Annotated in this window: 17 protein-coding genes, 1 tRNA gene and 1 pseudogene; 17 read left to right on the forward strand and 2 right to left on the reverse strand. The window is 29.9% G+C overall.

Translation table 11 applies throughout. From position 1 onward, the window contains the following. Positions 1-54 precede the first annotated feature (54 nt). The 3 genes and pseudogenes from Q0V08_RS05900 to Q0V08_RS05910 form a co-directional block, all read left to right on the forward strand. Positions 55-519, forward strand: a pseudogene (locus Q0V08_RS05900) (MATE family efflux transporter); the annotation flags it as partial. A 468-nt stretch (positions 520-987) separates the two neighbouring features. Then, positions 988-1,185, forward strand: coding sequence for a hypothetical protein (locus Q0V08_RS05905; RefSeq protein WP_297432938.1), 198 nt, complete (start codon positions 988-990; stop codon positions 1,183-1,185). 75 nt (positions 1,186-1,260) lie between these two features. Further along, on the forward strand, positions 1,261-1,935 hold the full coding sequence (locus Q0V08_RS05910) for a Bax inhibitor-1/YccA family protein (RefSeq protein ID WP_297432940.1): 675 nt from the start codon (positions 1,261-1,263) through the stop codon (positions 1,933-1,935). A 31-nt stretch (positions 1,936-1,966) separates the two neighbouring features. Here the strand turns inward: Q0V08_RS05910 and Q0V08_RS05915 are convergent, their stop codons facing one another. Further along, positions 1,967-2,920: a carbohydrate kinase family protein gene (locus Q0V08_RS05915; RefSeq protein WP_297432942.1), complete on the reverse strand. Its 954-nt coding sequence runs from the start codon at positions 2,918-2,920 to the stop codon at positions 1,967-1,969. 170 nt (positions 2,921-3,090) lie between these two features. Here Q0V08_RS05915 and Q0V08_RS05920 point away from each other — a divergent pair, with 170 nt between their 5' ends. The 7 genes from Q0V08_RS05920 (at position 3,091) to Q0V08_RS05950 (ending at position 9,226) form a co-directional block, all read left to right on the forward strand. After that, complete coding sequence (locus Q0V08_RS05920; RefSeq protein WP_297432944.1) at positions 3,091-4,305, forward strand: DEAD/DEAH box helicase; 1,215 nt, start codon at positions 3,091-3,093, stop codon at positions 4,303-4,305. 33 nt (positions 4,306-4,338) lie between these two features. Next, positions 4,339-4,920 carry an HD domain-containing protein gene (locus tag Q0V08_RS05925; protein ID WP_297432946.1) on the forward strand — a complete coding sequence of 194 codons (582 nt, stop codon included), beginning with the start codon at positions 4,339-4,341 and terminating at the stop codon, positions 4,918-4,920. Between the two features lie 71 nt (positions 4,921-4,991). Beyond that, positions 4,992-5,077: transfer RNA gene (locus tag Q0V08_RS05930), tRNA-Ser, on the forward strand. A 162-nt stretch (positions 5,078-5,239) separates the two neighbouring features. Then, a complete protein-coding gene (locus Q0V08_RS05935) occupies positions 5,240-5,512 on the forward strand; it encodes an HU family DNA-binding protein (protein ID WP_023050698.1) in 273 nt (90 codons plus the stop codon). Between the two features lie 73 nt (positions 5,513-5,585). After that, a complete protein-coding gene (locus Q0V08_RS05940) occupies positions 5,586-7,172 on the forward strand; it encodes an FAD-dependent protein (RefSeq protein ID WP_297432948.1) in 1,587 nt (528 codons plus the stop codon). 84 nt (positions 7,173-7,256) lie between these two features. After that, positions 7,257-8,465, forward strand: a complete 1,209-nt coding sequence (locus tag Q0V08_RS05945) for a radical SAM protein (RefSeq protein WP_297432950.1) — start codon at positions 7,257-7,259, stop codon at positions 8,463-8,465. A gap of 41 nt (positions 8,466-8,506) precedes the next feature. After that, positions 8,507-9,226 (forward strand): SIMPL domain-containing protein, encoded by a 720-nt coding sequence (locus Q0V08_RS05950; RefSeq protein WP_297432952.1) that lies wholly within the window; start codon positions 8,507-8,509, stop codon positions 9,224-9,226. A 65-nt stretch (positions 9,227-9,291) separates the two neighbouring features. Here the strand turns inward: Q0V08_RS05950 and Q0V08_RS05955 are convergent, their stop codons facing one another. Continuing rightward, a complete protein-coding gene (locus tag Q0V08_RS05955) occupies positions 9,292-9,849 on the reverse strand; it encodes a DJ-1 family glyoxalase III (RefSeq protein WP_297432954.1) in 558 nt (185 codons plus the stop codon). Between the two features lie 103 nt (positions 9,850-9,952). Between Q0V08_RS05955 and Q0V08_RS05960 the strand changes: the two genes are divergently transcribed. From Q0V08_RS05960 to Q0V08_RS05990, 7 genes are all read left to right on the forward strand, one after another. Further along, complete coding sequence (locus tag Q0V08_RS05960; protein ID WP_185891538.1) at positions 9,953-10,603, forward strand: epoxyqueuosine reductase QueH; 651 nt, start codon at positions 9,953-9,955, stop codon at positions 10,601-10,603. Further along, positions 10,587-11,492 (forward strand): TIGR01212 family radical SAM protein, encoded by a 906-nt coding sequence (locus tag Q0V08_RS05965; RefSeq protein WP_297432959.1) that lies wholly within the window; start codon positions 10,587-10,589, stop codon positions 11,490-11,492. The genes Q0V08_RS05960 and Q0V08_RS05965 overlap by 17 nt, the downstream gene beginning before the upstream one ends. A 15-nt stretch (positions 11,493-11,507) precedes the next feature. Then, positions 11,508-12,338, forward strand: coding sequence for a MurR/RpiR family transcriptional regulator (locus Q0V08_RS05970; RefSeq protein ID WP_297432960.1), 831 nt, complete (start codon positions 11,508-11,510; stop codon positions 12,336-12,338). Between the two features lie 144 nt (positions 12,339-12,482). Then, complete coding sequence (gene nagB, locus Q0V08_RS05975) at positions 12,483-13,313, forward strand: glucosamine-6-phosphate deaminase (RefSeq protein ID WP_297432962.1); 831 nt, start codon at positions 12,483-12,485, stop codon at positions 13,311-13,313. Positions 13,314-13,328: 15 nt separating this feature from the next. Beyond that, the gene (gene nagA, locus Q0V08_RS05980) at positions 13,329-14,468 is read left to right on the forward strand and encodes an N-acetylglucosamine-6-phosphate deacetylase (protein ID WP_297432964.1); all 1,140 of its coding nucleotides are present in this window, start codon (positions 13,329-13,331) and stop codon (positions 14,466-14,468) included. Positions 14,469-14,603: 135 nt separating this feature from the next. Beyond that, entirely contained in the window at positions 14,604-15,122 is a 519-nt protein-coding gene (locus Q0V08_RS05985) for a YeeE/YedE thiosulfate transporter family protein (protein WP_297432966.1), read from the forward strand. Position 15,123: 1 nt separating this feature from the next. Then, a complete protein-coding gene (locus Q0V08_RS05990; RefSeq protein ID WP_297432968.1) occupies positions 15,124-15,711 on the forward strand; it encodes a YeeE/YedE thiosulfate transporter family protein in 588 nt (195 codons plus the stop codon). The last annotated feature ends 51 nt before the right edge of the window (positions 15,712-15,762 follow it).

Here is a 15,762-nt window from a genome sequence, read left to right on the forward strand (position 1 = left end):
CAAGGAGTATCGTCGGCAGCGTCAGATATGTATAAGTGACAGGCTGGATATAATTTTGGAGCTAAACAATATAAAAGAATGGAAGAAGCTTATAAAATAGCTACATGGACTGGAGTAGTAATATTTTCTATCGCATTATTCTTAGTTGAGGTTTTCCCTGGAACAATCGTTGGATTGTTTAATAAAAATCCTGATATAATGGCTATATCTATTCATGGAATGAGAATATATCTAATGGCGATGCCTGCAATTGCTTTAGGAATGGCTGGAAGTAACTATTTCTTAGCGATAGGAGAGGGAAAAGCGGCGATGTTTTTAAGTTTACTAAGACAAGTGATTCTATTGATACCATTAATTATGATTTTCTCAAAAGCATATGGCTTAACAGGTATTTGGTTAGCTCAACCAATATGTGATATAATTGCAGCAATAGTAACAGTTGTAATGGTAGGAAAAAATCTAAATAAATATAATGGCGGTTCACAATTTTCGCTATTTAAAATTAGGGTTTATGAATAAAAAAATGATATGAAATTTGAAAGGATCTATTTTTCTATAAAAAGAAAAATAGGTCCTTTTTTCAAGAACCTATTTTTCACACACACACACTTTATTATACATTATAAGGAAACAATGTACTGGTTGTAGTATATATCAGATTAATAATTTACACAAATATAATAATTATATGACATGGATATATAAAAAATAATATAGCTATTTAAAAAAGGAAAAATATTTAAATATAAGTATAATAGAGTAAATTCATTACAAAAGAGGGGATATATGAAAAGCGAGAACAGTGTTGTAAAAAAAATAGTTATGGGAGTTATTTTAATTTTAATTTTAGCCATAGGGTTTATAGTGTTTCCTTGGAACATTTAAGGGGGATAAAAAATTAAAAATAAACTTATTGACAAAAATTGGAAAATATAATAAATATTAGTAGGAGGATTTATCCTCTTTATAAACTTAAAGGAGATTAAAATGGCTAACGGAAGAATGAACTTTGATCAATTTGAAGATGATGAAATGAATTACATTCCAAGGGAATTCACAAAAGGTGGAACTAAGGAGGATAAAAAGAAAATTCCAAAAATGAAAAAGGAAGTAAAAGAAAAAATAAAAACTAAAGTGGTGAATGACAAGAAAAAGCTATATGAGTTTATAAATGACGAAGATTAAAAAAATGTAGATTTTAACAGCTGGCTTAGCCAGCTTTTTATATTTAAATTTAAAAAATAATTGAGGAGGTTAATTATGTATAATTCGATTGAGATTTCTACAAAAAACAGTTTTTTAAGAAAAGTTTTTATGCAAATGTTTCTAGGACTTTTAATTACAGGAGGTGTTTCTTGGTATGTTGTTCAAAATCAACCAATGATATCCTTTGTAGCTAACTATATGACTTTTATAATAATAGCAGAGTTAGTATTAGTTCTTGGAATAAATTTTGGTATAAATAAAATGAGTAGTGGAACAGCAAAGCTTTTGTTCATAGCTTATTCAGCTATGAATGGGTTAGTTCTTTCTATAGTTATGTTAATTTATAATCCATACTCTATTCTTTATGTTTTAGGAGTTACATCTCTTATATTTGTAGGGATGACAATTTATGGATTAAAAACTAAAGAGGATCTTTCATCATATGATGGTTTCTTTAAAGGTGGACTGATTGCTTTAGTAATTGTCTCTCTCCTAAATCTATTTTTAAAAATATCGATTCTTGGATGGTTTATATCTGTATGTGCAGTAGTTTTATTTACAGCATTAATAGCTTATGATATAAATAGAATTGTAAAAATATTCCAAAACAATGATTTAACAGAAGAGGATTACAATAAGTTTTCAACTATTGGAGCTTTAATGCTTTACTTAGACTTTGTAAACCTATTCCTAAATCTTTTAAGATTATTTGGTAAAAGAAATAACTAATAAAAAAATGGACTATATTTAGTCCATTTTTTTAATTTTCATTCCAATTTGTTTTTGCTATTATTTCTTGAATTAACTCATGCCCCATATTTGGGTGAATAGTTTCTTCATGAGATATTGTAACAATTGACATCGCCATAGCGAACTTAACAGTCTCTTTTATAGGAAGGTCATGCATATAACCAAATCCTAATCCTGCAACGAAAGAATCTCCTGCTCCAGTAACATTTTTAACTGTAACTCCAGTAGCCTTTAATGTTCCACTTTCTACTCCATTAGTATAGTAAATTCCATCGGCGTCTAAACTTATAAATACATTTTTAATTCCTAAAGATAAAAAATGACTTCCTACTTTTTCTAAGTCCTCTCTAGTATTGATTTTAATACCAGATAAAACTTCAGCTTCAACTCTATTAGGTTTTATTGTATGGAAATATTTTATAAGATGTTTAACCTTTTCAGCTTTTGTTGAAGAGATTGGGTCTAAGATGAAATTTGTTTTTCCTTGAAACTTAGTTAATAGATACTCTAAGTTTTCTGGATCATCAGCATCTAAGAATGTAAATGCAGCATTTTCTATCATAGGTGCTTTCGAGTCTATAAAATCAGTTGTCATAGCACTTATACTATCAAGATCTGCAACTGCTGAAACCATCTCTCCACTCTCATCTAAAACTGCCATGTAAGTTGGTGTACTTCTTCCCTCTAAAACTAAAGAATTTCTCATATCATATCCAATTTTTAAAGAGTGAGTTAACATTGAACGTCCGATCTCATCATCTCCTATAATAGATATGAACTTAGTTTTAACTCCAACTCTAGCCATATTTTCAGCTATATTTCTTGAAACTCCTCCAAAAGATATCTTAATCTTTCCTGGAATAGAATCGCAGGCTTTATATGATGAGTTGCAAAAACCAAACATATCAACAACAGAAGCTCCAAAAACTAGTATATATTTTTGTCCGCTTAGACAATCTTGCATTACAAATTCCTCCTAAATATAAAAAAAATAAATAAATATATTTTAACAGATTTTTTACAAAAGTCAAAGATTAAAATTGTACAATAAAACTTAATTTTATACTTGTTCCTTTTTTAGCGAATAAATGCTATAATAAACAATTGAATAAAGTTAAAATCGAAGGAGAATATGTGAATAATTTTAATAATTTAAATGTTAATAAAAATATAATAGAGCTTTTAAGTAAAATGGGAATTAAAGAGCCAACTGATATACAAAAAGAGGGAATCCCCCCTATATTAAATGGTAAAGATGTAATAGCTCAAGCAGCTACAGGAAGTGGAAAAACTTTAGCTTTTATAATACCAATCATACAAAACTTAAGTGGAAATGGAAAGTTTCCACAAAGTTTAATAATAACTCCAACAAGGGAGTTAGCAATTCAGATTGCAGAAGAGTGTGAGAAAATAAATTATGATAATAAAAAAATTATGTTAGCTTATGGTGGTAGAGAGATAGCTGGTCAAATAGAAACTTTAAAAAATGGAGTTGATATTGTTATTGGAACTCCTGGAAGACTAGTTGATTTAATAGAAAGAAAAGCAATTGATCTATCTAAAATAAAAACATTAGTTTTAGATGAAGTTGATCAAATTCTTATGATGGGATTCAGAAATGAGATTGATAAAGTTATTGAAGTTTGTAGTAGGAAAAGACAAACTCTTTGCTTCTCTGCAACAATAGATTCTACAGTTAAGAAGATAGCTTATAGAATAACAAAAGAGCCGCTAAATATTGTTATTGAAAGTAAAGAGAATAAACTAGCAAATATAAACCAACATATTATAAAAACATCAGATAGAAGAAAGTTAGATACACTTTGTTCTTTACTAAATGATACAAATCCATTTATGGGAATTATTTTCTGTAGAACTAAAGTTAGAGTTGATAGTTTAGAAGAGGAGTTGTCATCAAGAGGATATTCTTGTCAAAAATTACATAGTGATATACCTCAAGCTAAAAGAGAGAAAATAATGAAAGCATTTAAAGATGTAGAGTTTCAATTTTTAGTTGCAACAGATGTTGCCGCAAGAGGAGTAGATATCACTGGAGTAACTCATATATTTAACTATGATATCACAGAGGATGTTGAAAGTTATATCCATAGAATTGGAAGAACTGGTAGAGCAGGGGAAAAAGGTGAATCATACCTTTTTGTAACAGATAGAAATGAAGGTATGTTAAATGATATAGAAAATACAATTGGATTCTCTATTCCTGAAATGGAGATAGAGTTTGCTCAAGGAGTTATGTCAACACTAGAGTTACCTAAAAAGAAGTATAATAAGAAAATAAACGCAAGAACAAAAAATATAGAGGAGCAAAAAAAGCGTTACAGAAGATAGAAAAGAAACTAAAAGAAGGGGGATACATAAAAAATGGAAAGAATTCAAAAACAGATGGCATTTTTATTTGAAATTGATAAAGTGAAGGATATTTTTAGACAATCACTTGTTGTAAATGGAAAAAGAGAGGAAAATGATGCAGAGCACAGTTGGCATATGGCTTTAGTTGCTTTAACAATAAAAGAGTACTTTCAAGGAGAGGTTGATTTAGAAAAATCTCTGAAAATGATTTTAATCCATGATTTAGTTGAGATATATGCTGGAGATACTCCTGCTTTTGGTGAAGTAAGACCTGATAAAGCAGATGATGAATTAAAAGCTGCAGTTAAACTATTCTCTCTCCTACCAGATGATCAAAAAGAGGAATTTTTAAATCTTTGGACAGAGTTTGAAGAGTGTGAAAGTAATGAAGCTAAATTCGCAAATGTTTGTGATAGATACCAAGGATTTATGCAAAACTTAACTTCTGATGGGCACACTTGGAAGAAATTTAACGCCCCTATGGAGAGAGTTTTAAAAAGAGCCGAGGTTATAAAGATATATGTTCCTGAACTGTATGAAAAAGTTATGTTACCTGAGTTTTTAAAGTATCAGGAGAGGGGAATTATAAAGTAAAAAAATGAGGGAAGTTTATTGATTTTTCTCTGTTCATATGATATTATAAAAAAGTATCAATTAATGGACAAGGTAGAGTGACCGAGTGGCTAAGGAGCACGCCTGGAACGCGTGTAGAGCGTAAGCTTCGTGGGTTCAAGTCCCACCTCTATCGCCATATTTTTACATTATTTTAAAAATAAATATAAAAAATATACATAAAGTATTGACATTTAAGGGTTTACTGAGTATAATCGGTTTAAAGATACCATAAATAAAGGGTTTTCAACTTTTTGGTTTCTTGCATACTATATTCTATAATAGTTCAAGGAGGGTAACAATGACTAAAAAAGAGTTTATCGATTTATTTGCAAAAACAGGTGAATACACTAAAAAAGATGCAGAGAAGGCAGTTAAGTTATTTTTAGATTTAGTTGAACAAAAGTTAGTTGAAGGTGAACCAGTATCATTTATAGGATGGGGAAAATTCGAAGTAGTTACTAGAGCAGCAAGACACGTAAGAAACCCACAAACAGGTAAGAAAATGAAATTAAAAGAGAAAAAAGTTGTTAAATTTAGAGTTGGTAAAACTTTAGAGGAAAAAATAGTATAATTACAAAATGCTTCGAATACAATTCTTTTGAAGAATATCATTCGGAGCTTTTTTATTTAAAAAGAGGTGTAAAGTGAAAGTCGTTATAAACAATATTAATGTTTCTATTGAAAAAGATCAAACCCTTGAACTTAAAAAAGAGATCATTAAAAGAGGAATAAAAGAAGAGAATATAGAAAAAATAGAATATTCAAAAAGATCTATAGATAGTAGAAAAAAAACTGATATAAAATTTGTTTACAATATAGAGGTTACATTAAAAAATGATGTAGATATCTCATCTCTAACAAATGTAAATCCATTTAAAGAGAATAAGGAATTAAACTATAAAGCAAAAGATGGAATAGAAAGAGTTGCTGTTATAGGAGCTGGACCAGCTGGATTGTTTGCTGCTCTTAGACTTTGTGAACTTGGAATAAAACCCATAGTTTATGAACGTGGAGAAAAAGTAGATGATAGAGATAAAACTATTGATGAATTTATAAAGTTTAGTATGCTTAATCCGAATTCAAATATCCAATTTGGAGAGGGTGGAGCTGGAACATATTCAGATGGAAAGTTAAACACTAGAGTAAAAAGTGGATATATGAATAAAATATTTTTAGAGTTAGTTGCTAATGGTGCTCAAGAACAGATTCTTTGGGATTATAAACCACATGTAGGAACTGATGTATTAAAAGTAGTTGTAAAGAATTTAAGAGAGAAAATTATAAATTTAGGTGGAGAGTTCCACTTTAACACTTTAATAAAGGATGTTATAATTTTAGATGGAAAAGTAAAAGGTATAAAGATTCAAAATCTAAAATCACCAATTTTAGTAGAGGAAAACGTTTTATTTGATCATGTAATATTAGCTATAGGACATTCATCAAGAGATACTTATAGAATGCTTCATAAACATGGTGTTTTCATGGAAAATAAACCTTTTGCTATAGGAGCAAGAATCGAACATCCAAGAGTGGATATAGATACAATGCAATATGGTAAGATGTGTTCACATCCAAATTTAGAAGCTGCAACATATAGCTTAACTTATAATAATAGAGATGAAGAAAGAGGAGTATTTTCATTTTGTATGTGCCCAGGTGGTGTAATTGTAAATGCTGCTTCTCAAGAGGGAGGGACACTTGTTAATGGAATGAGTTACTCTCAAAGAGATGGTAGATTCTCTAACTCAGCACTTGTTGTAGGAGTAAAAGCTAATGAGTTTGGTGATGAACTTTTCTCAGGAATGGAATACCAGGATCAACTTGAAAAGAAAACTTATGATATAATCGGAAATTATGGAGCGTTATATCAAAATACTCTTGATTTCTTAAAAGGAAAAACTACAAATAGAAAGATTGAGTCTAGTTATGAGATGGAACTAAAAAGCTATGACTTAAACAACCTTTTCCCAGAAGTTATATCTAAGAATATGAAAATGGCTATGGGATACTGGGAAAAAACACAAAGAAACTTTATAAGTGAGCATGCAAATTTAATAGGACCAGAAACTAGAACATCTGCTCCTGTAAAAGTTACAAGAAATGAGTTTGGAGAATCAATAAATACAAAGGGTCTTTATCCAATAGGAGAGGGAGCTGGATATGCCGGTGGAATTATAAGTGCTGCTATTGATGGTTTTAAAGTAGTAGACTTAGCCTTTGCAACACTTTAACATATTATTTAGTTGTAATCTTTACTCAAAAGGTATATAATTAAAGATAGATTGTATTTTAATTTTAGAATTGGAGAATAAATAATGAAAATATCAAAAAAAGATGCATTAGAGTGGTTTAGTCATTTATCATCACTTTCTGGAGACAAAACAGAAGTGTTTAAAAGATTTAGCCCAATTATAGATTCAACTGTTAGACAGATTGAGTTAGCAGTTAATAAAAGACACCAAGAGATGAAAGATGAGATTGCTGATCTAAAAAATCTTAAAGGAAGAACATTCTTTGTTGGAGATCAACAGAAGTTTCCTAAGGGATGTGTTTCTTGCTTATTTGGTGACGGTCTTGGTGGAATAAGAAAAACTCACCAGTGTAATTTACTATGCAAGTTCTGTTACTATCATGATAACATTGATAATCAAGAGCCTATTCCAGATGGAATGTGGGAGATTGGAGAAACTCTTTATTATGAAGAGGATATAGACCTATTATTATCTATACAGAAAAAACCTAGTGGAATTGCATATGTATACTTAGAGCCATTCTTAGATATTGAAAAATATTATGGAATTATAAAAAAACTAAGTGATGCTGGAATTTACCAACACATGTATACAAATGGTTCTCTATGTACAAGAGAGAATTTACAAAAACTTGGTGAAGCTGGATTAAATGAATTAAGATTTAATTTAGGTGCTGTTAAGTGTAGTGACAAAGTTATTGAAAATATGGCAATAGCTAAAGAGTATATTCCAATGGTTGGAATAGAGACTCCAATGACTCCGGAATTTTATGAAGAGTTCCAAGAAAAGAAGGAAAAGATTCTAGGAACAGGTATAGACTTTATAAACTGTGCTGAACTTCACTTTGGAGAGGACAATATAAATAACTATGTTGGAGAGAGAATGTATATGGCTAGAAGAGGATATATATCTCCACTTTGGTCAAGAGATATTACATTTAAACTTATGAAACAAGCTTGTGATGAAAACTGGCCAGTAGTTGTTCACGATTGTTCAAACCACACAAAATATTCAAGAGAGTTAAATAAAAACTCTAAACAGGGACAACCTTTTGGAAGTACAACTTATGTTAGTGAGTTTGATAGATTCTTACCACATCTATTCTTAGCAACTTTAGAGGATGAGAACTTTATATTTGTTGAAGAAACAGAGTTACCAGAAAACTTAAAGTTAGAAAACTGTTTAGATGAGATAGATTTCCTTATAGTTGACGATGAGGATGAGATGTACGAGGATTTCTTTGTTGAAGAGGATGAGGAAGAAGAGGAGTAGTATATTACAGTTTCAAAATAATTTTCAATTAGGAGGGTTATATGAGAAATAGGTTAAGTACAAGTTATGGAATTTTAGGAGTATGTATTTTTCTTGGCCTTTGGATTTTAGGTTACACTTTAGGAGAGAGCTTTATAAAAGCCAAAACAATGGATAGAGTTGTAACTGTAAAAGGATTAGCTGAAAAAGAGGTTATGGCTGATGTAGTTTTATGGCCAATTGATTTTAAAGCTGCTGGAAATGAACTTTCAGAAATCTATTCTAATTTAGAAAGAGATAATGGTAGAATTATTGAATTTTTAAAAGAGAATGGAATAGAAAGCGATGAAATAACTATTTCAGCACCAACTATTGAAGACAAAATGTTATATCAATACGATAATAATGTGGCTGCCTTTAGATATGTTGCAACTCAAACAGTTACTGTTTATTCAACTAAAGTGGATAAAGTATATACTTTAACAAATAAAATTGGTGAACTTGTTAAGGAAAATATAGCCTTAGGAAATTCAAATCAATATGGAACTACAACAGACTATATCTACACAAAACTTAATGACTTAAAACCTGAGATGATTGAGATGGCTACTAAAAATGCTAGAGAGGTAGCTGAAAAATTTGCAAAAGATTCAAATAGTTCTTTAGGAAAGATTAAATCTGCAAATCAAGGACAGTTTACTATAACTAACAGAGATCAACACAATCCACAGATTAAAAATGTAAGAGTTGTTAGTACAATCGAATATTACCTAGTTGATTAAAAAATATACTATATTATATAGAAAAGGAGACTTTAATAGAGTCTCCTTTTTATTTACTAATTTTATTATATAAGTTCCATTCCTTTTTTTACTTTAGTTATAGTAGCTTCATCTACAAAAACACTAGCTAAAGCAAGACCAAACTCAACAGATTTTCCAGCTCCTGGAGAAGTGATTAAGTTTCTATCAACTACAACATCTTTGTGCTCATACTTTTCACTAGCCATCTCCTCTTTAACAGATGTGTGACAAGTAAATTTGTAATCTCCGATTAATCCATTTATTCCTAAAGTTGTTGGTCCTCCACAGATAGCTCCAACAAATTTATCATTACTATTTAAATATTCCTTAACAATCTCAACAACTCTTGAATCACTTCTTAAGTTAACATATCCAGGGAATCCTCCAGGTATAACAACCATTACTCCCTCTCCTACATTAATATCAGAAATATTTACATCAGCAACAACCTTCACTTTTTGAGCTGATTCAACTTCTAAAGTGTTTTCCACAGTAGATACAGTAACCACATTAAGTCCTGCTCTTCTTAAAACGTCTACTGGTGACATCGCTTCAATTAGTTCAAATCCATTAGTTAACATAACAAAAATTTTCTTGTTCATAAAACACCTCCGAAAAATAATTAACTTAATTATATCAGAAACATTAAAAAAACTCTAGGTTATATGATATAATCATAATATAAATGAAAAAAGGAATGATAACATGAAGGTAAATTATGAATTAGAAATGCAAAAAGAACTAGATAAGATAGGTCTTAACAGTGGAAAAAAACTTTTAATACACTCATGTTGTGCACCGTGCAGTTGTGCTATACTTGAGTATTTAAAAACATATTTAAATATTGATATATATTTTTATAATCCAAACATTACAGAGAAAGAGGAGTACATCACTAGATTAAATGAACAATTTACGTTTAATGATGCTATGGAATTTGGAATGACTATAATAGAGGGTGAATATAGTCCAGGTAAAGATTTTATAGAAAAAATTAAAGGTTTTGAAAAAGAAAAAGAGGGCGGAGCTAGATGCTATAGATGTTATAAGCTTAGAATGGAAGCTACTGCAAAAAAAGCTAAAGAGTTGGGATACGAATATTTTTCAACTGTTTTAAGTATAAGTCCTATGAAAAATGCTCAGTGGATAAATGAGATTGGAATTGAACTTGAAGAAAAGTATGGAGTTAAATTTTTAAGAGGAGATTTTAAAAAGAAAAGCAGATACTTAAGAAGTGTAAATCTATCCAAGGAACATGAGTTATATAGACAGGACTACTGTGGATGTATATACTCTAAACTTGAGAGAATGGAAAAAGAGAAAGAGAAGGAAAAAGAAAATGGAGAAACACAATAATAGAAGATTTTATTCTTTAAATGATTTTTTTAAAGATGAGTTTAAAGACAAGATATTTAAAGTATCTTTAGATGGTGGATTCACTTGTCCAAATAGAGATGGAAAAGTTGCTCACGGTGGATGTATATTTTGTAGTGATGCTGGAAGTGGAGAGTTTGCTGGAAATAGAAGAAAAAGTATAACAGAACAAATTGATGAACAATTAGAGTTTCTAAAAGATAAAGTTAAAGACAAGAAGGTAATAGCTTATTTTCAAAACTTTACAAATACGTATGGTGATGTAAATTACTTAAGAGAGATTTACTATGAAGCTTTAAATCATCCAAAGGTTTTAGGGTTAGCAATAGGAACTAGACCTGACTGCATAGAGGATGATACTTTAGAACTTTTAAAAGAGATAAATGAAAAACATTTCTTTTGGATAGAACTAGGTCTTCAAACAATTGATGATAAAGTTGCAAAACTTATAAATAGAGGTTATCCTCTTTCTACATATCTTGAAACAACTAAAAAATTAAAAGACAGTGGAATAAAGTTTGTTACACATATGATTGTTGGATTACCAAAAGAGGAGAGAGAAGATATTTTAAATACAGCTAAGTGTATTGTTCAATCAGGTGCTTGGGGAATAAAAATTCATTCTCTTCATATTATAAAGGGAACTCCTTTAGAAAGACTATATAACGATACAAACTTTAAAGTTTTTACTTTAGATGAGTATGTGGATATTGTAGTTACTATATTGAAACTTCTACCTGATAAAATGGTTGTTCATAGAGTTACAGGTGATGGAAAAAAAGATGAGGTTGTTGAACCTAAATGGAGTTTGAATAAAAGGAAAGTTTTAAACGAAATTGAAAAAGAACTTAAAAAGAGAGAGAATATATAACGGAGGTTTTAAAATATGGGTGGAACACTTATAAAGTTAAAAGAGTTTCAAGAAAGCTTTACTAAGAATGAAAAAAAAATATCTCACTATCTATTAGAGAATATGGATGAGATAAAAACACTGAATACATATGATTTAGCTGTTAAATGCGATGTAAGTCAAGCTTCAGTAGTTAGATTTGCTAAAAAACTTGGATTTAAAGGATTCCCAGAGTTTAAGATAGCTTTAGCTGGAGATTTAGCTATGAAAAATAATGAAAAAGAGATTCAAATAATCTATGATGAAATTAGTATGGAAGATAGTACTGAAATCTTAGCTAAAAAAGTAGTTTATGAAAATATAAAAAGTGTAGAGGATACATATAAAGTTTTAAATTTTCAAGAGATAGAAAAAGCTGTTGAAGCTATTGAGAATGCTAATAGAATATTCCTTTTAGGAGCAGGGTTCTCTGGAATAATTGCAAGAGACTTTCAATATAAGTTATGGGAGCTAGGTAAAAATGTTATTTTTGAAACTGATCAACATATACAATTAACAAATGCTTCTACAGCTCAAGAGGGAGACTTGGTATTTGTAATATCTTACAGTGGGCAAACTTTAGATATATATCAAAGTATTTTAGAGTTTAAAGAAAAAGGTGTTAAAGTAATTACACTGACTAAAGTAGCTACAAATCCTATAAAGGATATTGGAGATATATCTCTAAGTACTATAGTTGAAAAAAGTAATTTGAGATCTACTTCTCTCTCCTCTAGAATGGCACAACTAACTGTTATTGATATTCTTTATGTTAAGTTAATTCAAAGAGATAGAGAAAAAGCAAATAGATTAATTGGTATGCTGTAGAAAGTGTAAAAAAATTCAAAATGTAAATATAATTCATTTTTATAAAACTTTTTAGAAAAAAAGTTTCTAAAAAGGTTGACTTTTCCAAAAATAAATGGTAACTTTAATATAGAAGATGTAAACAATTCAAGGGAGTGATTTAGAATGAGAGTAATTATAACTGAGAAAAATATTGGGGACTGGGCAGCGGTTTATGTTGCAAAGAAAATATTAGCTGCAAAGCCAACTGCAGAGAAGCCATTTGTATTAGGGTTACCAACTGGTGGAACACCTTTAGCTATGTATAAAAGATTAATTCAATTTTACAAAGATGGAATCATATCTTTTGAAAATGTAGTAACATTCAATATGGATGAGTATGTTGGATTATCTCCAGCTAACGATCAAAGTTACCACTACTATATGTATGAAAATTTCTTTAAACATATAGATGCAAAAGAGGAAAATATCAATATATTAAATGGATTAGCAACTGATTATAAAAAAGAGTGTGAAGATTACGAAGCAAAAATAAAAGCTATTGGAGGAATCGATTTATTCTTAGGTGGAATTGGACCTGATGGACATATTGCTTTCAATGAGCCAGGATCATCTTTAAGTTCAAGAACTAGAGATAAAGAGTTAACTATGGATACAATAATTGCAAATGCTAGATTCTTCGGTGGAGATATAGATAGAGTTCCTAAGTTATCTTTAACTGTTGGAGTTGGAACTATTCTTGATGCAAAAGAAGTTTTAATAATGGTTAATGGACATAACAAAGCAAGAGCATTACACCACGCAGTTGAGCAAGGTGTAAATCATATGTGGACTATCAGTGCACTTCAATTACATCCAAAAGGAATCATCGTTTCTGATGAAGCTGCTTGTACAGAGTTAAAAGTTGGAACTTATAGATACTTTAAAGATATTGAAAAAAGTAATTTAGATACAGATTTATTAATAGAAGAGTTATACAAAAGTTGTGGAAAATAGGGAGATGAACTAATAATGAAGGCTATTGTAAATGGAGAGTTATTTATAGGAAATAAATTTTATACTGGAAAAGTTTTAATTATAGATGGAGAGAGAATAGTTGATATTATACCTCAAGAGGAGTTAACAACTACTTATGGAAATATTGAAACTATTGATGCTGAAAATGCATATGTAACTCCTGGATTTATAGATTTACAATTAAATGGTTGTGGAGGAGTTTTATTTAATGATGATATATCATTAGAGACTTTAGATACAATGCATAAAACTAACTTAAAATATGGATGTACTTCTTTCACTCCAACACTTATTACAACTGGAGATGAAAATATTGAAAAAGCTATTGAGTTAGTTAAAGGTATTGAAAATAAAGGGAAATATGGAGTTGTTGGATTACATATTGAGGGACCATATATATCTTTACAAAAAAAGGGAATTCACAATCCAAAGTTTATAAGAAAAGCTGATGAAGCTATGATAGATAAAATGGTAGAAGCTGGAAAAGAAAATGTAAGAATAGTTACATTAGCTCCAGAAAATACAGATAAAAAAATAATTTCGAAATTAAACGCAGCTGGAATACATGTAGCAGTAGGGCATTCTAACGCTACTTATGAGCAAGTGAAAGAAAAAGAAGGTTTCGGAATAACTCTTGCAACTCACCTATACAATGGAATGTCATCTTTCAATCACAGAGAACCTGGAGTTGTAGGTGCTGTATTTGATAGTGATATTAAAGCTGGAGTAATTGCAGATGGTTTCCACTGTCACTACTCTGCTATAAAATCAGCTATTAAAGTTATGGGAGAAAGATTATATTTAGTTACTGATGCTGTTGCTCCTGTGGGAACAGATATGGAGTACTTCTATTTCGAAGGAAATAAAGTTTTCTATAAAGATGGAAAATGTTTTGGAGAGGATGGAACTTTAGGTGGTTCTGCACTAACTATGGATGCTGGAGTTAGAAACTTAGTGAAATATTGTGATATAACTTTAGAAGAAGCTGTAAGAATGGCAACTTTATATCCTGCAAAAGCTGTAAATATTGATAATGAGTATGGAAAGCTACAACCTGGATGTTTTGCTGATATCGTATTTTTAGATAAACACTTAAGACTTAAAAAGGTTATTGCAAAGGGAGAATTAGTATAGTTTGATAAGGGGTAGATTATTCTACCTCTTTTTTTATATAAATTATAAAAAAGAAAAAATAATTTTTTATCGAATAAACTTATATGTAAGAGGCACATTGGAATTAGAAACTCTTTTTAAGGAGGGTAGAAAATTATGGAACGAAAATGGATTTTAAAAGGTATTTTTTTAGGAAGTGTATTTTTTATCTCTATACTACTTATAAAACCAATTGGAATTTCAACACAATTTAGTGTTGTTTCTGGAATGGTTCACTCAACAATTCAAGATGATATAATTTTTAGAGAGGGAGCTGAGTTTTATAGCTTGATTGATTATTATAATCAAGATGGAATTGCTAAAAGTATAGTGACTCCATATAACTATGGAATTATATTTGTTGTTGGAGTTTTCTTAGGCGGGATGTTAGGTAGAATATTTTTTAGAAAAAAAGAGGAGTTTATAGAAAAGGAAAGTTTGCTAGAAAAAGATAGAATCTCTAGAGTTAAACTTTTTTTTGGTGGAGTACTTTTGCTTTTTGGAGCTAGAATGGCTGGCGGATGTACAAGTGGACATATGATGAGTGGAATTATGCAACTATCTGTAAGTAGTATTATTTTTACAATAGTTTTGTTTCCAATAGCGATTATTATTGCTAAAGGGATGGGTGATTAATATGAGGAATCTATTTTTTGATAATATACCACTTTTAGGATTAATTCTAGGTTTACTTTTTGGATTGGCTTTGTATTATGCTGGTGCTACAAATAGAGTTATCATATCTAAAATGTTAAAACTTCAAGATTTAACACTTATGAAAATAATTATTTTTGCTTTAGGATTTAGTATGTCACTTTTATATTTAAGCGTGGCTTTAAAATTAATTCCTTTAGATCATTTTAGTATTAAGCCTATGAATTTTGGTGTTATACTAGGAAGTGCAATTTTGGCTTTAGGTTTTGGAATGATTGGACTTTGTCCGGGAACTGCTATAGCAAGTTTTGGAGCAGGATATTTAAAAAGTATATATGTTATTTTAGGTGGATTGATAGGTGCTTTTCTTTTCACACTATGTTATCCCGTATTAAATAGTATCGGACTTTTTCAAAAAATAATTGGTGGAAAAACTACTTTACTATTTTTATCTGATGAGTATAACTTTCTTTTTCATGGAACACCTTGGATAGGAGTATTTATAGGAATAGTTTTAATTGCAATATCTTTAGTTATTCCATATTCACTATCTAAAGAGGACAGAAAATAAAAAATAGCAGCTCACAAAATAACGTGAGCTGCTTTTCTTTTCCCTTCATAA

It is taken from the genome of uncultured Cetobacterium sp. (assembly GCF_947038635.1).
Lineage (GTDB): Bacteria > Fusobacteriota > Fusobacteriia > Fusobacteriales > Fusobacteriaceae > Cetobacterium_A.